The organism is Halorubrum marinum (assembly GCF_048381195.1).
Lineage (GTDB): Archaea > Halobacteriota > Halobacteria > Halobacteriales > Haloferacaceae > Halorubrum.
This window is the reverse complement of record NZ_JBLWMM010000003.1, coordinates 476,845-492,446: the sequence shown is the minus strand read 5'-3', so window position 1 is coordinate 492,446 and position 15,602 is coordinate 476,845. Positions and strand designations below refer to the sequence as shown.

Genomic DNA, 15,602 nt, shown 5'->3' with positions numbered 1-15,602 from the left:
GAGTGACAATACTGATAAACACGTCGTCGATTCTCACCGGAACCGGTCCGAACGGTACGGTTCTGGGCGATCGGCGAGTGCCGAGAGAAGGCAGGTCGTTCGAGAGGGACCGTTCTAGAGCAGGTCGTTCGAGACCAGCCGGTCGACCGCCTCGCGGAGTCGCTCCTCGCTCGCCGCGTACGAGATTCGGGCGTGACCGGGCGCGTTGAACGCGCTACCGGGGACGCACGCCACGGACGCCTCCTCGATGGCGGCCTCACACCAGGCTTGGTCGTCGTCGTCCACGGGAATCATCATGTAGAACGCGCCGTCGCCGACGTCGACATCGACGCCGTGCTCGTCGAACAGGTCGACGAGGAGGTCGCGGCGGGCGGCGAACGCCTGCCGCATCTCCTCGACGGCGTCGTCGGTGTTTTCGAGCGCTTCGACGCCCGCCCGCTGGACGAAGTTGACCGCACACGAGACCGAGTGCGAGTGGAGCTTCCCGGCCTGTCCCACGAACCCGTCTTTGGCGTGGAGGTAGCCGAGCCGCCAGCCGGTCATCGAGAACGCCTTCGAGAAGCCGTTGATCGTGATCGTCCGATCCGCCATCCCGTCGAGGCTGGCGAGCGAGACGTGGTCGGCGTCGTAGATGATACGCTCGTAGATCTCGTCGGAGATCACGGCGATGTCGTGTTCGACCGCGAGGTCGCGGACGCCTTCGAGGGCGGTCTCCGAGAAGACCGCGCCGGTCGGGTTCGACGGGGAGTTGACGACGAGCAGCTCCGTGTCGTCGGAGACCGTCTCGGCGAGGTCGTCGAGCGCGGGCTCCAGCTGGAAGCCGTGCGGCGCGAGGTCGACCCGCGAGAGCTCGCCGCCGGCGAGCTTCGCCATCGCCTCGTAGGAGACCCACGCCGGATCGAGGAGGACGACCTCGTCGCCGTCGTCGATCAGCGTCTGAAACGTCTCGTAGAGGGCCTGCTTGCCGCCGGGGGTGACGATCACTTCGTCGGCGTCGGCGTCGATGCCCGTCCCGCGGAGCTTGGCGGCGATCGCCTCCTTGAGCGCCGGAATTCCGTTCGAGGACGTGTACCCGGTGTGGCCCGCGTCCAGGGCGTCTTTCCCCGCCTGAACGACGTTTTCGGGGGTGTCGAAGTCCGGCTCGCCGACCGAGAGGTCGACGATGTCCGCGCCTTCGGCTTCTTTCTCTGCCGCGAGGTTCGATATCGCCAGCGTCGCGCTGGGCTCTACGCGTCCGATCCGCTCTGAAAAGTCGTATGCGTCAGTCATGTGAGTTCCTCCGCGAGATCGATCGCGGCGTCGGCCGCGTCCGCTCCCTTGTCGATCCGTTCGCGCGCCTCCGCGCCGGACATCCCCGGCCCGCTCACGCCGAACGTGACGGGGGTGTCGCGGTCGAGGCTCACCCGGGTGAGCTGTTCGGCGGTCGCGCTCGCGATGACGTGGTCGTGGTCGGTGTCGCCGGTGACGATGGCGCCGATGACCGCGACGGCGTCCACGTCGTCCCGGCGCGCGAGCCGGTCGGCTGCCAGCGGGCTGTCGTACGCTCCCGGCACGCTCACTTCGTCGACGACGACGGCGTCGCGATTCGCGGCCGCCTCACGGGCGGCCTCGGCCATCGGCTCCGTGACGGAGTCGTTGAACCGCGCCACCACCAGTCCCAGCGAGACCATACAGACGGTCAAACGGGCGGCGGCAAAGGTCTACCGTTCGACCGCAGGGTTGCCGGACGAACTGGTTCAGGGCGAGTGGCGAGCCGCTGTGAATTGCTTATAAATGGCCGAGGCGGTGGCGCGCGCCTGCGAGCGCCCTGATAAGGGCGCGAGGAGCGCCGCGCGAGGCCGCCGGTGACGAGGCTGGGGAGGCGTGAGATGCGGTTGCTGTGCGGGGCTTTGGAGACGTTTACCGTCGATCCGTCGTCGTCGACTTATATACAGACACTCGCTGAATCCGACGAACTCATCCGCTCGTAAGCGCGCGTGATTAATACGTCTCGGAGCCCTTGTCACGAGCATGGCTAAGCAACTCGAAACCGCGACGATCGGCGGCGGGTGCTTCTGGTGTACCGAGGCGGCGCTCGAACTGCTCGACGGCGTCGAATCGGTCACCTCCGGCTACGCGGGCGGGCACGTCGACGACCCCACGTACACACAGGTGTGCTCCGGCAACACCGGTCACGCCGAGGTCGTGCAAGTGGAGTTCGATCCCGACGTGATCGCCTACGACGAGGTCCTCGAGGCGTTCTTCGAGGTCCACGATCCGACGCAGCTCAACCGTCAGGGGCCCGACGTGGGCAGTCAGTACCGCTCGATCGTTCTCTATCACGACGAGACGCAGCGCGAGGTCGCCGCGGCCTACATCGACGCGCTCGACGAGGAGTACGACGACGACGTGGTGACGGAGCTCGACCGGCTGGAGACGTTCTATCGCGCCGAGGAGCACCATCAGGACTACTTCGCGAAGAACCCCGACGACGCCTACTGCACGTTCCACGCCAAGCCGAAGATGGAGAAGGTCCGCGAGAAGTTCGAAGCGAAGGTCGCGAAGTAGGGCGTTTAGGTCCTTGTAGAATCCTCGGACTCCCGCTCTCGCTTCTAAGCAGATGTTGTCAGCGAGACGGTGAACACCTCCAAAGCCCCGCACAGCAACCGCACCTCACGCCTCCCCAGCCTCGCGGTTCGCTCGGGGCTCCCGTCGGTCGTCCACGTCGCTCACCGCGTCCAGCGAGGGACTGAAGGTCCGTCTGGCAACCGGCGGCGAAGCCGCCGGCGACCTCGCGCGGCGCTCCTCGCGCCCTTATCAGGGCGCTCGCAGACGCGCGCCACCGCAGATCGATGTATCGGTAGTATCACCGAACTCAGTTTTTAAGCCGTCAAGCCTTGACACCGCTCCATGGACGAACTCGCGGACCTGACTGAGGCGCTTGTCGCGATCCCCTCCCACGAGGACGAGACCGCCGCCGGCGACGCCATCGAGGAGTGGCTCCGATCGGAGACCGACGCACGCGTCGAGCGCGACGAGGCAGGCAACGTGCTCGCTTATAAGGGCGAGACCAACGATTACGACGCGGACGCCCTCGCGTTAGTCGGCCACCACGACGTAGTCCCGCCGGCCGAGCGACAGACGATCGGCGACGGAAACACGGGCGAGTACGTCGTCGAGCGCCGCGACGGCCGGATCTACGGCCGCGGCACGGCGGACATGAAAGGCGCGGTGGCGGCCTGCATGCTCGCGTTCCGCGACGCCGAACCGCCGGCGGACCGCGAGCTGGCGTTCGCCTCGTTCGTGGGCGAGGAGGTCGGCGGGACCGGCGCGCGCCACGCGATCGACGAGGGATTCGTCCCCGACCGCGCGATCGTCGCAGAGGGGTCGACGAACTACTCGAAGCCGGGCGTCACGGACGTCGTCGTCGCGCACAAGGGCCGCCGGGCGTCGACGCTCGTCGCGCACGGGACCGCGGCGCACGCCTCCGAGCCCGAGCGCGGCGAGAACGCCATCTACCGCGCGAGCGACGCGATCGACGTCATCCGCGGGCTCGACGCTCCCGAGGCGACCGTGTTCGGCGAACTCGTCAGGGGGTCGCTCGCGGTCACGATCGTCGAGGGCGGCGAGACGTGGAACGTGATCCCGGAGCGCTGCGAGGTGACGATCGACGAGCGCACGGTTCCGGGCGACAGAGCCGACATCGGCCGCGCAGCCGAGGCGGTCGCGGGCGTCGAGTGGGAGATCGAACAGGACCTCCCGCCGATGGGCTGTGCGGACGACGCCTTCGCCGACGCGGCGCTCGCGGTCGCTCGCGAGGTCCACGGGGACTTGGGGCTCGACACGCCCGAACTCGTTACCAAGCCGCACGCGACCGACGCGGGGTGGCTCGCCGAGGCCGGTACCGAACCGCTCGTCTGCGGCGCCTCCGAGCCCGGGGAGGCGCACACGGACACGGAGAGCGTCGGCATCGACGTGCTCGACCGGTGTTATCGGATGTATCGGGACATCAGCGAACGCCGGTTCTGACCGCAATGAGACGCGACGCGCGGGTGCTCGCTCGTCGCCGCGAGCGACGCGGTATGGAAGGGGTTTTATGTGCCGCACGGAAAGTGTGCGCCACTATGGGAGACAAGTCGAAGGCGCAAAAGAAGCGTCTGGCGAAGGCCGAGCGCCAGAACACCCGCGTCCCCGCGTGGGTCATGATGAAGACGGACATGAACGTGACGCGAAACCCCAAGCGGCGCAACTGGCGCCGAAACGACCTGGACGAGTAAATGAGCACGAGTGATTTCGAGGAGCGCGTCGTCACCGTCCCGCTCCGCGACGCAAACGACAAGCCGGTGCAGCAGCGCGCCGACTACGCCATGAAGATCGTCCGCGGTCATCTCGCGAAGCACTTCTCCGTCGACGAGGACGCCGTCGTGCTCGACACCTCCGTCAACGAGGCGGTCTGGGCGAACGGTCGCCAGAACCCGCCGAGCAAGCTCCGCGTCCGCGCGGCCCGGTTCGTCGAGGACGGCGAGCCCGTCGTCGAAGCCGAGTACGCAGAGTAACGTGTTACGGGCGACATTCACCGGCTCGTCGTACGTGGGCGTGTTCGCCCGCGCGATCGACGATTTGCTGTTGGTCCGGCCGGACGCAGACGAGGAGCTTGCCGACGCGATCGGCGAGGAGCTGGGCGCTGAGCCGCTTCTCACGACGGTCGGCGGCGCCAACACCGTCGGCTCTCTCGCGACGGGTAACGAGAACGGGGTTCTCGTCTCCGAGCGGGCGACCGACCGGGAGATATCACGGATCGCCGAGGCCGCAGACCAGGAGGTAGGCGAGCTTCCCGGCGAGATCAACGCGGCCGGGAACGTCGTCCTCGCGAACGATCACGGCGCCTACGTGCATCCGGACCTCTCACGCGAGGCGATCGTGACGGTCAGAGAGACGCTCGATGTCCCCGTGACCCGCGGCGACCTCGGCGACGTCCGCACCGTTGGCACCGCCGCGGTCGCGAACAACACCGGCGTCCTCTGTCATCCCAAATCGACCGAATCGGAGCTGCAGGCCGTCGAGGAGGCCCTCGACGTCCGCGCCGACCTCGGGACGATCAACTACGGGGCGCCGCTGGTCGGCTCCGGGCTGATCGCCACCGACGAGGGGTACGTGGTGGGCGAAGACACCACGGGTCCGGAACTCGGGCGCATCGAAGAGACGCTCGGGTTCATCGACTGACGCGCTCGGATATTGTGCCGCCGATACTGATCGTATTACCGCGGTTAGACCGTCTGAGAGCGGCACTATCGACCGAATCTGTGGGTAACTGTCGGCGTCACTTTTTAGGAAGATACTTCCCTGTCCCTGCCGGATCGATGAACATGAGTACCTACACGGTGAGTGGACAGTTCCAGAGTCGGGACGGGTTCCAACCCTTTACGAAAGACGTCGAGGCGGAAAACGAGGACCTCGCTCGCGAACGCATTTACACGACGGTCGGGAGCCAGCACAACCGGAAGCGCACCCAGATCGAGATCGAGGAGGTGACCGCGGCATGATGGGTGGCGGACAACAGCAGCTTCAGCAGCTCTCGCAGGAACTGCAGGCGCTCGACGAGGAGATCGAGGCGCTCGAATCGGAAGTCGACGACCTCCGCGAGGAGCAGTCCGACATCGACGACGCCGTCGAAGCCATCGAGACTCTCGACACGGGTTCGACGGTGCAGGTCCCGCTCGGCGGCGGCGCGTACCTCCGCGCCGAGGTTCAGGACATCGACGAGGTCATCGTCTCGCTCGGCGGTAACTACTCCGCAGAGCAGGACCAGGACAGCGCCGTCGACGTGCTCCGACGCAAGCAGGAGGCGCTCGACGACCGCATCGACGAGACGGAAGGAGAGATCGACGAACTCGAAAGCGAGAGCGACGAGCTCGAACAGCAGGCCCAGCAGATGCAACAGCAGATGCAGCAACAGCAGATGCAGCAGATGCAGCAACAGCAGGCGCAGGGCGACGAGGAGTAACCCCAAATCGTGTTCGACGGACTGAAAGACAAGCTCTCCGGGTTCCGGAAGGACGTCGAAGAGAGCACCGACGTCGACGAAAGCGCCGATACCGAAGAGAGCGCAGACGCCACGGAACCCGCGGATACCGATGACGAGCCTGCAGCGGATGAGCCCGTAGAAACCGGCGACGCGTCAGCTGACGACAGCGACGACTCCGGGCCGAACGACAGCGACGACTCCGAACCGAGCACCTTCCAGCGCGCGAAGGCGTTCGCGACCGGTCGGATCATCATCGAAGAGGAGGACCTCGAGGAGCCGCTGTGGAACCTCGAGATGGCGCTGTTGGAGAGCGACGTGGAGATGAGCGTCGCGGAGCGCATCCTCGAGACGGTCCGCGAGAAGATGCTCGGGGAGTCGCGAAAGCAGGTCGAGACGACCGGCGAGCTGGTCGAGTCGGCGCTTCACGACGCGCTCCTCGACGTGATCGCGGTCGGTCAGTTCGACTTCGAAGAACGGATCGCCGAGGCGGACAAACCCGTCACCATCGTGTTCACCGGCGTCAACGGCGTCGGGAAGACGACGAGCATCGCGAAGCTCTCGGAGTGGCTCGCCGACCGCGGCTACTCGTCGGTGCTGGCCAACGGGGACACGTACCGCGCCGGGGCGAACGAGCAGATCGCCGAGCACGCCGACCGGCTCGGCCGCGAACTGATCTCACACGATCAGGGCGGCGACCCGGCCGCCGTCATCTACGACGGCGTGGAGTACGCCGAGGCGAACGACATCGACGTCGTCCTCGGCGACACGGCGGGTCGGCTCCACACCAGCGACGACCTGATGGCGCAACTGGAGAAGATCGACCGCGTCGTCGACCCGGACATGACCCTCTTCGTCGACGAGGCCGTCGCGGGCCAAGACGCCGTGAACCGCGCGAAGGAGTTCAACGACGCGGCCGCGATCGACGGAGCCGTCCTGACCAAGGCGGACGCCGACTCCTCCGGGGGCGCGGCGATATCGGTGGCGTACGTCACCGGCAAGCCGATCCTCTTTTTGGGGACCGGACAGGGCTACGACGACCTCACCCTGTTCGAGCCGGAGGAACTCGTCGAGAGCCTCCTCGGCGGGGACTGAGCCGACCGCATCGCCGGCGGTCGCCGTGCCGCTTCTCACGAACTCAGTCCTGTTGATACGAACACGTTCGGGGAACGACCCAAGCGGACGGAGCGACGACTGCTACAGAGGATGTTCGACGACCTCGACACGGATCGACGGCCGCTGGTTCTCATCTGGGAGGTGACGCAGGCGTGCGGGCTCGCCTGTCGCCACTGCCGGGCTGACGCGAAGCCGTCCCGGCATCCCGACGAGCTGACGACCGCCGAGGGGAAACGCCTCCTCGACTCCGCGACGGAGTTCGGCGGAGGCCAGTTGGTCGTCCTGTCCGGCGGCGATCCGCTCGCCCGTGACGATCTCACGGAGCTCATCGCCTACGGCGACGAGCGAGGGCTACGGATGACGATCACCCCCAGCGGAACCGCGTCGCTGTCTCCGGGTCGAGTCGATGACCTCGCCGACGCCGGGATCCAGCGCATGGCACTGAGCCTCGACGGGTCGACCCGAGAGCGGCACGACCGCTTTCGGGGCGAGGAGAGCTTCGAGAGCACGATGGCCGCGGCGCAGGCGGCGGCCGACGCGGACGTTCCGCTCCAGATCAACACGACCGTCTGCGCGGAGACGGTCGAGGATCTCCCGGCGATACGGGATCGCGTCCGCGAGCTCGGGACCGTCCTCTGGAGCGTGTTCTTCCTCGTTCCGGTCGGACGCGGACGAATTCTCGACCCGATCGCGCCAGAGCGGGCCGAAGCGGTGATGGAGTGGCTTCACGACGTATCTAACGCGGAGTCGTTCGGCGTGAAGACGACGGAAGCCCCCTTTTATCGGCGCGTCGGGCTCCAGACCAACGAAAACGAGACGGCGGCGCGCCGCCGAGGCGGGATCACCGCCGGTCGCGGGTTCGCCTTCGTCAGTCACGCCGGCGAGGTGTATCCCTCTGGATTCCTGCCGCGCTCCGCCGGGACCGTTCGGGACCGTTCGGTCGTCGACATCTACCGGAACGCGGACCTGTTCGAGTCGCTGCGGGATCCGGACCGACTGAAGGGGAAATGCGGCGCCTGCGAGTTCCGACAGGTCTGTGGCGGAAGCCGTTCGCGGGCGTACGCGGCGACCGGAGACCCGCTGGAGAGTGATCCGCTGTGTCGACACGTTCCCGACGGATACGACGGAGAACTGCCGGCGCGACAGCGAGCGGACGGTGCGAGCGGTACCGCCGCCGATTGAGCTAACGCACCGTGCGGGCGAGAACCGTCGTCATATCCGTCGCACAACGGGTGGGCGTCGCAGGCCCCGAGTCGACACCGAGACGCTCGAAGTGACGGACGAACTCACAGCTGAGCATCGATGTGGTCCGCGGTTTTGAGGGCGAGCGCAGCGATCGTCAGCGTCGGATTCACGGCGCCCCCGGTGGGAAAGACGCTGGAGGAAGCGATCCAAAGGTTCTCGAGTTCGTGGGTGCGGCCCTGACTGTCGACCACGCTCTCGTCAGGATCGGTTCCCATCCGTGTCGTTCCCATGTGATGAGTGCTCATGGACCGATCGGCTAAGGTCGACGTTCTGGAGATCTCTGCGCCGAGTTCGTCCATAATGTCCTCCTGAACCGCCAGACAACGCTCCATCGTCCGTTTCTCGTGAGGGCCATCTGCGAGCTCTATCGACGGCACCGGTCGTCCGTGGTTGTCGGTCTTCGACCGGTCCAAAGTCACCCGGTTTTCCGGCCTCGGGAGCATCTCACAGACACCGCGAATCGAAACCGAATGGGGCGGATCGGCAGTCGTCGGCATGGCGAGTTGCTCACCGAACTGCGCCTCGTCGAAGGGGTCGCGAACCGTTTCTCCCACTCTCGCCGGGCTCGGGTTCCCCGCGGTCGCGAGGAGCCGCGTGACGGTCGGATCCTTCCGCTCTATCCCTCCCCGGCTCGATTCCGCGTTGTTGTCGAACGTCAGATAGAAACTGCCGGGGGGAGGCGCTTCGTGGTCGTAGAACTGGTCGGTGCGGCTGGAGATCCACCCGATGTTGTTCTGTCTCGTCGAGTCGTCAAGCTCCGCCCACGTCTGGACGTTCGGGTGATCCATGAGATACCGACCGACGGCACCGCTTCCGTTCGCCAGCCCGTCGGGGTGTTCGGTCGAGGCAGACAGCAACAGCAGCCGCGGCGTCTCGATCCCCCCGCACGCGAGGACGTAGTGATCGGCCGTCTGGCGGTGGCGGCTTCCGGCGGGCGTGGCGTATTCGACTCCGTCCACGTGGGTTCCCTCGCGGTCGTGTTGTACGCGCAGAACCTGTGCTTGGTCGACGACCCGAGCGCCTTCCGCTTCCGCCTTCTGTACGTGGACCTCCGCAGTGTACCTGGCGTTGACGGGACAGGCGTTGCAGACTCCGTATCCGACACATTCGGCGCGGTCGTCGTACGGCTCGGAGTTGATCGCCTTGGGCTGGGAGTGCATCTCGATACCGAGTTCCTCACACGCCTCTGCGAACAACGAGTCGGAGTAGCTCGGCGGGAACGCCTCCAGCGGGAACGGTTCCTCGCGGGGCGGCCCGAAGGGGTTGTCGTCGGCGCCGGACACCCCCATCTCGCGTTCGGCGAGGGCGTAGTACGGTCGGAGATCGGCGTACTCGATCGGCCAGTCGCGCGCCACCCCGTACCGTGTGTTCATCTCGAAGTCCTTCTCGTGGAGCCGGGGCGTGTTCGCGTCCCAGTGGAGCGACGTTCCGCCGACGGCCTTCACGCGCGTGTGATTCAGCCGGGCGGGGATTTCGCCCGTCGACGAGAAGTCGTCCCGCTCCTCGTCGACCCAGAACTCCCCTCGCCAGAACTCCGGTCGAAGCCACAGTTCCATCCGTCGGCGGTGGTCCTCGGGTGTGAGTCGCTCTCCGGCCTCGAGGACGACGACATCGTGCCCCCGCTTCGCCAGCGAGTAAGCGACCATCGCCCCGGCCGGTCCGGCACCGACGACGCAGACGTCGGCGTCGGTCGGTGTCCGATCGATCGTCCCTGTCATCGTGGGTCACCTCCCGGGCTCGTCGGTGGACGGCGAGGTACGCCGGAAACGACCTCTCGTGGATATCTCACGATTCGTCCGGCCCCCGTTGGTACGCGTCCCGTCCTCCCGGATGGCCCGGAGGATTCTCGATACCGGTTAATCCGCTGCTGGCCGGCGAAGTGAACAGCGCGAACAGCAGGTCGTTGACGAGGTAGTGCCGCACCCGTTCGGGGACCGTTCCATCGGGATTCGGATGGACGACCGTCGCGCCCATCGACCGCAGGACTCGGCGCCGATCGTCGACCGAGATCTCGGTGATCGGTGCTCCGAAGCGGGCTCGGGCCCGACCGTTGACGGCGTCGACGGCGGCGACGACCCCCTCGAAGTGGCCCGGCTTCGGCTCGGTCCGGCCGAAGACCCGACGCTCGATGAACTCCCGGTCGACGTCGATGCCCGGCGGGTACACCGCATCGGCGAGCGCGGTCAGCGTCGCGAGACGTGCCGGCGTCGTCGTGTGTTCCCTCTCGGTGACGTCAGCATCTGACGACCGATCGGAGCTCGGTGCGACGCCGTACCCGTATCCCGCGGCCCCGAGCATCGCGGCACCGAGAGCGAAAAGGCTGCGTCGGCGCGTAGTGCTCGGATCCCGAGCGGAGGGCTCACGCGTCTCGTCCGGCCGTCGGCTCATCGGGTCCCTCCGTAGGTGCAATTAGCTCTCATTGATCCGCCCCGTTCGTATCCCGCTGCGACGGCACGTGACCCACACCGCTACCAGGACGGCGGGTGTCAAGAGGTGCAACGCCCAAGCCCCGTATCGGTAGACCGCGACAGCGCCGGCCGTTCCTACGGTCGCCAGCGTCGACCCCGTTCCGACGATACCGGCCACGTATTCGCGGAGCGTCCGTTCGGTCGGGAAGAGCCTCAGGTCGTGTGTAATGACGTCCAGTATCGCGCCACCCACGAGCCAAACGAGGCCGATAAGCGAGAGATAGACGACAGTTCGAGACGACGGTCGCCGTACGCGGTCAAACCACGTGTCTCCCAGTTCGGAAGGGAACGACTCCGGAGATGCGTCGCTGGCGACTGCGTGCCCGCCCCGCGTACCCCTCCATCGAGCGAGGACTATCACCGCCGGTATGCAGATCACCGCGGTCACTAGAACGCCGCCGAGTAGCTCGGTGACGCCGGTATAAAAGCGCTGACCGCCGATCAGGAACCCGACCCACGCTGCGACTGCCGTCGCGAAAACGCCGGCGGTACCGACAGCGCCGAGGGAGTCGACGACGATGCGGCGCACCACCTTCGATCTGCCATCCCGAGATACGACCGGAGCAGACGTAAGCCACAGGAGAAGTCCGGAGAAGACGAACAGCCACACCGCGTCCGTGACCGTCCAGTATCCGACGGCCCCGCGCAGCAGGTCGTGGATGAGCACGCTGGCCACCCCGCCGGTGATCGCGGCCGACCCGACAAACAAGACGGCAGCGACGAGAACGGCCATCGCGTACGTACTCCGAACCGACGCCATCGTGGCGACAGTGAGGAGAAGCGTTCCGACGGCGGCGGTAACCACGATCGGATACGGCACGGGCGCCGCGGCAGCCGAGTACTGATCTAGCTGCGCCGTCATGGTCTTCTGTTCCTCATCGACTATTCACGCTCTTTCAGAAGGCCGAGCGATATACCGTGGTGATGATGGGGCGAACGTTGCCTACCTATGCCGAGTTTCCCGTTCATGAAGGCGACTTTCCTCACGAGATAATGTAGTTAATCAGTGCTTTCGGTGGGATACGACGGCTGATTCGCGAACAAATTACGGGTGCGATCGTCTACGCTGGCGTGTCGAACGCCGACCGGAATCTGTCTCGTGTTGGGGCGGTCACACGCCTACTTGACATCCTCCCCGCGCTGAAGCGCGAGGCTTTCTCCTCGATTCTCCGTGAACTGACCGGGACGATAACCGAGGGATGTCAGTGACGGAACAAGTATAACCGTCCGGCGCCCCTCCATGCAGAGTGATAGCATGGATATAACAGAGATCCTCTCCACAAAGTTCACCGAGTTCGATATCGGCACACCGCTCTCGAAGGTCGCCGGGGCGTTCGAGAATCAAGAGCTCGATGCCGTCATCGTGACGGACGGCGACGAGTATCGCGGTGTCGTTAGTCGCCGACAGCTGGCGTCCTCGTCTAACCAGCCGTCTGCGAAGGTCGGTTCGCAGGTACAGCACGTCCCGACTGTCGATCGCACCGAGGACGTCCGCGAGGTCGCGCGACTCATGATCGGCAGCGACGCCAAAACGCTCCCCGTCCTCAAGGACGACCGCGTCGTCGGTGTGGTAACCGGCGATGCCGTCCTCGAAGCAGTGCGTCCCTTCCTCGACGCGGCGACCGTCGAGGACACCTACTCGGCGGAGTTGATCAGTGCGTCACCAGATACCACGGTCGGGAAGGCGCTCAATCTGCTTCGAGAAGCCGGAATCGCCCATCTCCCGGTCGTCGAGGAGAGCGACCTCGTGGGGATGTTGAGCCTGTACGACGTCATCGACTTCACGACGCGGGGAGGCACGCGGAGCCAAGGCGGTTCGTCGAGCGACTTCGGTGGCCGCGGCGGTGGCGGGCAGAATCGCGGTGGGTTCGGCGCGCGCGAGGGCGATTCCCATCGGATGCTCGACGTGCCGGTGCGGGACCTGATGTCCGATAGAGTCGTGACGGTCGAGCGGAGCGCACCGCTCGACGAGGTCGTCGAGACGATGTTCGAACAGGAGATCTCCTCGCTCGTCGTCACGGACGACGACACCACCGATCCGATCGGTATCATCACGAAAACGGACGTCATCGAGGCGCTCACTTGGGAGCGCGATGACCGTAACGCCGTGCAGATACTCGGGATCGATCTGCTTGAGGGAATGAGCTACGACGACGTCTCCGCGCTGATCGAGAGCATGACCTCGAAGTACGGTGAGATGAGCGTGATCAAAGCCAGCATCGAACTGCAAGAGCACAAAGAACGGAGACGGGGCGTGCCGCTGATGCTCGCACGTATTCGACTGACCACCGACCGCGGCTACTTCACGGCCGATGGGGAGGGATACGGTGCGTCTCACGCCATTCGACTCGCCGCGAACGCGGTCGAACGCCAGCTCCTCAAAGGGAAGACCTACGACCAGTCGATGAAGAGTTCGAGCACTGACGAGCAGGAACAGCTCTACGGCTGGTGGCTCGGCGGATAATCGGATCGATCGTTACATCCGGACGGATACTTCGTTGTCGGCTCGCGCGATCGGCGGGTGAGACCTACAAATGTTATCTCACTTACTTTTCCGGTAGATGTTTCCCGTCTGCGCTCGAAGATACGACGATGGACCATCAACCACCGACGAACGACCTCGCGGCCACGTTGGCGAACGGCGGCGTCGCCCTCGGCCTGCTCGATAACACGTACAGCCCCACACTCGTGGAGCTTTTCGGTGAACTCGACGTGGATTTCGTCTGGATCGACCTCGAACACGGTGGGCCGGATCCGTGGGACGCGAACCGGATGGAAGACCTACTACGCGCGGCCGAACGGACGGGCCTCGAACTGCTCGTCCGACTCCCCGACACGGACCCAACGCTGGTCCGGAAAGCGCTCGATCTCGGGGTCAGGAACGTCTTTCTGCCGCGCGTGGAAACGGCGGCAGAGGTCCGCGAAGCAGTCAAATCCGCTCGGTTCAGCTACGACGGGAGTCCCGGCGACCGGGGCCTTGCGTCGCCCCGGGCCCGACGCTGGGGGCTCGTCGACGACTACGTTGTCACCGAGGACCGGGAGACGGTCGTCGGCGTGACCATTGAAACAGAGACGTCCGTCGAGAACCTCGACGCGATCTTAGACGTCCCGGAGCTGGGATTCGTCTTCATCGGCCCGTTCGATCTCTCCGTCTCGCTCGGCTGCCCCGGCGAACTCGACCATCCGGACGTACAGGAAGCCGTCGAGACCATTCGTTCGAAGGCCGTCGACGCAGGTGTTCCCGTCGGCGGTCTCGGATTCGGGATGGATGACGTCAACGAGAAAGCGACGAACGGCTACCAGATGCTGAACCTCGGGAGCACGACTGGGGCGCTCCAACAGACCGTCAAAGGCTGGTTCGACGCCTACGAAGGAGAACGCTCAGCGAGCGAGTAATGAGTACTCGTACAGATCGGTGTCGAGTGGTCCTCCACTAGACTCGGAGTGATTGAAGTCACCCTCCGGCTTGAACGTTTCAGCCTTCAGTTCGAGAGCGGTACCGATTACGAACCAGCTCAGCTCAGCTCAGTACCGAGTTCGATATCCAACGGCGGCTCCTGTCCCGTTCCCTCTTCGACCAGTTCACAGAATTGAACCGACCGTTCGCCGTCGATTGCTTCAACCATCCCTCGGAGTTCCGACGCTCGGTTTATCAAGGTATATTCGACAGAATTCCATTACCACCGACGCATCATCGAACGGACTGTTCGGTATCATTGTGTCGGGGAAGAACACGAAACTCATTCGTAACAGACTCGAAGGCTGGGAAGACCCACTTCTCGACGCTGGTGACGAAACGAAATTACCGAAACCGTCCAACCCTCACGCGTAGATCATCAGGTCTGTATTTTCACGTGTCAGAATCAGATTGAACTGGGGGATTACGCACCCCTCATTCGAGCATCGAACGAAAGCCAAGAACGTGTCCGTACGACCAGTAACCGTCCCGCTGTCGAGCGGTTATGGTCCTGAACCTATGGGCGCTGCAGGCTCCGGTTCGACTGTCGAACGACTTGACCTTTGAGGCGTGAGGCGGCCAAATTCAATAGTTCTGAGATACACCGAAAGACACAGTAACCTGTGTATACATAGATTCCTGTATGCCCAGTATCACTGTCAATGTAGACGACGACCTCAAAGAGCGAATGGAAAACCACCCAGAGATCAACTGGAGTGAGGTCACCCGACAGGCCATCCAAGAGAAGGTTGAGACACTCGAAGTGATGGACGAACTCACCAGCGAGAGTGAACTTACCGAGAGCGATGTGCAGGACATCGCTGACAAAATCAACGAGAGCGGACGCAAGCGTGTCAACGAGGAATCAGCGTAATCACGACGAATGAAGCTGGTCATCGATGCCAACGTCGTCATCTCTGCACTTATCGCTGATTCGACAACGCGGGAACTCATCGTCACGCTCGAACCGGACTTACTGACACCTGCATTCGTTTACGACGAAATCGAGAATTACAAGGACCTAGTCGTGGAGAAATCCGGGATGAAACCGGCCCGGGTAACACAATTCATCGACCTTCTGTTCCAATACATCGACGTTGTCCCCGCCAGCGAGTTCTATCCCGCTATCGAGAGTGCGGACAGAGCAATTGGGGACACCGATCCCGACGATGTACTGTATTTGGCATGTGCGATAGCCTGCGATGCGGCCATCTGGAGTGACGACTCCGACTTCGACGACCAGGATCTGGTTGGGACGTACTCAACAAATGATGTCATCAATTCGTTCGACACGCTCTAAGAATTTTGGTCTGCG

Annotated in this window: 18 protein-coding genes; 13 read left to right on the top strand and 5 right to left on the bottom strand. The window is 64.5% G+C overall.

What is annotated here, in order from left to right:
- Positions 1 to 114: 114 nt before the first annotated feature.
- Complete coding sequence (locus ACNSN4_RS06265; RefSeq protein WP_418284922.1) at positions 115 to 1,269, bottom strand: pyridoxal phosphate-dependent aminotransferase; 1,155 nt, start codon at positions 1,267 to 1,269, stop codon at positions 115 to 117.
- Entirely contained in the window at positions 1,266 to 1,670 is a 405-nt protein-coding gene (gene ribH / locus ACNSN4_RS06260; protein ID WP_418284921.1) for a 6,7-dimethyl-8-ribityllumazine synthase, read from the bottom strand. Before ribH ends, ACNSN4_RS06265 begins: the two co-directional genes overlap by 4 nt.
- A 340-nt stretch (positions 1,671 to 2,010) precedes the next feature.
- On the opposite strand from ribH, the gene msrA reads away from it, so the two are divergent.
- From msrA to ACNSN4_RS06215, 9 genes are all read left to right on the top strand, one after another.
- Positions 2,011 to 2,547, top strand: coding sequence for a peptide-methionine (S)-S-oxide reductase MsrA (msrA, locus tag ACNSN4_RS06255; RefSeq protein ID WP_418284920.1), 537 nt, complete (start codon positions 2,011 to 2,013; stop codon positions 2,545 to 2,547).
- A gap of 342 nt (positions 2,548 to 2,889) precedes the next feature.
- Complete coding sequence (locus tag ACNSN4_RS06250; protein WP_418284919.1) at positions 2,890 to 4,008, top strand: M20 family metallopeptidase; 1,119 nt, start codon at positions 2,890 to 2,892, stop codon at positions 4,006 to 4,008.
- Positions 4,009 to 4,103: 95 nt separating this feature from the next.
- Positions 4,104 to 4,256, top strand: coding sequence for a 50S ribosomal protein L39e (locus ACNSN4_RS06245; RefSeq protein WP_004050128.1), 153 nt, complete (start codon positions 4,104 to 4,106; stop codon positions 4,254 to 4,256).
- Positions 4,257 to 4,535: a 50S ribosomal protein L31e gene (locus tag ACNSN4_RS06240; RefSeq protein WP_418284918.1), complete on the top strand. Its 279-nt coding sequence runs from the start codon at positions 4,257 to 4,259 to the stop codon at positions 4,533 to 4,535.
- A 1-nt stretch (position 4,536) separates the two neighbouring features.
- Complete coding sequence (locus ACNSN4_RS06235) at positions 4,537 to 5,202, top strand: translation initiation factor IF-6 (protein ID WP_418284917.1); 666 nt, start codon at positions 4,537 to 4,539, stop codon at positions 5,200 to 5,202.
- Positions 5,203 to 5,345: 143 nt separating this feature from the next.
- Positions 5,346 to 5,522 (top strand): 50S ribosomal protein L18Ae, encoded by a 177-nt coding sequence (gene rpl18a / locus ACNSN4_RS06230; protein WP_418284916.1) that lies wholly within the window; start codon positions 5,346 to 5,348, stop codon positions 5,520 to 5,522.
- Positions 5,522 to 5,983: a prefoldin subunit alpha gene (gene pfdA, locus ACNSN4_RS06225; RefSeq protein WP_418284989.1), complete on the top strand. Its 462-nt coding sequence runs from the start codon at positions 5,522 to 5,524 to the stop codon at positions 5,981 to 5,983. The genes rpl18a and pfdA overlap by 1 nt, the downstream gene beginning before the upstream one ends.
- Before the next feature lie 9 nt (positions 5,984 to 5,992).
- Positions 5,993 to 7,096, top strand: coding sequence for a signal recognition particle-docking protein FtsY (ftsY, locus tag ACNSN4_RS06220; protein WP_418284915.1), 1,104 nt, complete (start codon positions 5,993 to 5,995; stop codon positions 7,094 to 7,096).
- Between the two features lie 111 nt (positions 7,097 to 7,207).
- Entirely contained in the window at positions 7,208 to 8,299 is a 1,092-nt protein-coding gene (locus tag ACNSN4_RS06215) for a radical SAM protein (protein ID WP_418284914.1), read from the top strand.
- A 104-nt stretch (positions 8,300 to 8,403) separates the two neighbouring features.
- Here ACNSN4_RS06215 and ACNSN4_RS06210 read toward each other — a convergent pair whose 3' ends face one another.
- The 3 genes from ACNSN4_RS06210 to ACNSN4_RS06200 form a co-directional block, all read right to left on the bottom strand.
- Complete coding sequence (locus tag ACNSN4_RS06210) at positions 8,404 to 10,080, bottom strand: GMC family oxidoreductase (protein ID WP_418284913.1); 1,677 nt, start codon at positions 10,078 to 10,080, stop codon at positions 8,404 to 8,406.
- A gap of 67 nt (positions 10,081 to 10,147) precedes the next feature.
- Positions 10,148 to 10,750 (bottom strand): gluconate 2-dehydrogenase subunit 3 family protein, encoded by a 603-nt coding sequence (locus tag ACNSN4_RS06205; RefSeq protein WP_418284912.1) that lies wholly within the window; start codon positions 10,748 to 10,750, stop codon positions 10,148 to 10,150.
- A 21-nt stretch (positions 10,751 to 10,771) separates the two neighbouring features.
- Complete coding sequence (locus tag ACNSN4_RS06200) at positions 10,772 to 11,692, bottom strand: hypothetical protein (protein WP_418284911.1); 921 nt, start codon at positions 11,690 to 11,692, stop codon at positions 10,772 to 10,774.
- Positions 11,693 to 12,085: 393 nt separating this feature from the next.
- On the opposite strand from ACNSN4_RS06200, the gene ACNSN4_RS06195 reads away from it, so the two are divergent.
- From ACNSN4_RS06195 to ACNSN4_RS06180, 4 genes are all read left to right on the top strand, one after another.
- Positions 12,086 to 13,294 (top strand): CBS domain-containing protein, encoded by a 1,209-nt coding sequence (locus tag ACNSN4_RS06195; RefSeq protein ID WP_418284910.1) that lies wholly within the window; start codon positions 12,086 to 12,088, stop codon positions 13,292 to 13,294.
- A gap of 128 nt (positions 13,295 to 13,422) precedes the next feature.
- A complete protein-coding gene (locus ACNSN4_RS06190) occupies positions 13,423 to 14,226 on the top strand; it encodes an HpcH/HpaI aldolase family protein (protein ID WP_418284909.1) in 804 nt (267 codons plus the stop codon).
- A gap of 704 nt (positions 14,227 to 14,930) precedes the next feature.
- A complete protein-coding gene (locus ACNSN4_RS06185; protein WP_418284908.1) occupies positions 14,931 to 15,161 on the top strand; it encodes an AF_0619 family ribbon-helix-helix protein in 231 nt (76 codons plus the stop codon).
- Positions 15,162 to 15,170: 9 nt separating this feature from the next.
- Entirely contained in the window at positions 15,171 to 15,587 is a 417-nt protein-coding gene (locus ACNSN4_RS06180; RefSeq protein ID WP_418284907.1) for a PIN domain-containing protein, read from the top strand.
- Positions 15,588 to 15,602: the final 15 nt, after the last annotated feature.

Coding starts and splice junctions, on each gene's coding strand:
- ACNSN4_RS06265 (WP_418284922.1), bottom strand. CDS start 1,269: ATGACTGACGCATACGACTTTTCAGAGCGGATCGGACGCGTAGAGCCC.
- ribH (WP_418284921.1), bottom strand. CDS start 1,670: ATGGTCTCGCTGGGACTGGTGGTGGCGCGGTTCAACGACTCCGTCACG.
- msrA (WP_418284920.1), top strand. CDS start 2,011: ATGGCTAAGCAACTCGAAACCGCGACGATCGGCGGCGGGTGCTTCTGG.
- ACNSN4_RS06250 (WP_418284919.1), top strand. CDS start 2,890: ATGGACGAACTCGCGGACCTGACTGAGGCGCTTGTCGCGATCCCCTCC.
- ACNSN4_RS06245 (WP_004050128.1), top strand. CDS start 4,104: ATGGGAGACAAGTCGAAGGCGCAAAAGAAGCGTCTGGCGAAGGCCGAG.
- ACNSN4_RS06240 (WP_418284918.1), top strand. CDS start 4,257: ATGAGCACGAGTGATTTCGAGGAGCGCGTCGTCACCGTCCCGCTCCGC.
- rpl18a (WP_418284916.1), top strand. CDS start 5,346: ATGAGTACCTACACGGTGAGTGGACAGTTCCAGAGTCGGGACGGGTTC.
- pfdA (WP_418284989.1), top strand. CDS start 5,522: ATGGGTGGCGGACAACAGCAGCTTCAGCAGCTCTCGCAGGAACTGCAG.
- ACNSN4_RS06215 (WP_418284914.1), top strand. CDS start 7,208: ATGTTCGACGACCTCGACACGGATCGACGGCCGCTGGTTCTCATCTGG.
- ACNSN4_RS06210 (WP_418284913.1), bottom strand. CDS start 10,080: ATGACAGGGACGATCGATCGGACACCGACCGACGCCGACGTCTGCGTC.
- ACNSN4_RS06205 (WP_418284912.1), bottom strand. CDS start 10,750: ATGAGCCGACGGCCGGACGAGACGCGTGAGCCCTCCGCTCGGGATCCG.
- ACNSN4_RS06200 (WP_418284911.1), bottom strand. CDS start 11,692: ATGACGGCGCAGCTAGATCAGTACTCGGCTGCCGCGGCGCCCGTGCCG.
- ACNSN4_RS06195 (WP_418284910.1), top strand. CDS start 12,086: ATGGATATAACAGAGATCCTCTCCACAAAGTTCACCGAGTTCGATATC.
- ACNSN4_RS06190 (WP_418284909.1), top strand. CDS start 13,423: ATGGACCATCAACCACCGACGAACGACCTCGCGGCCACGTTGGCGAAC.
- ACNSN4_RS06185 (WP_418284908.1), top strand. CDS start 14,931: ATGCCCAGTATCACTGTCAATGTAGACGACGACCTCAAAGAGCGAATG.
- ACNSN4_RS06180 (WP_418284907.1), top strand. CDS start 15,171: ATGAAGCTGGTCATCGATGCCAACGTCGTCATCTCTGCACTTATCGCT.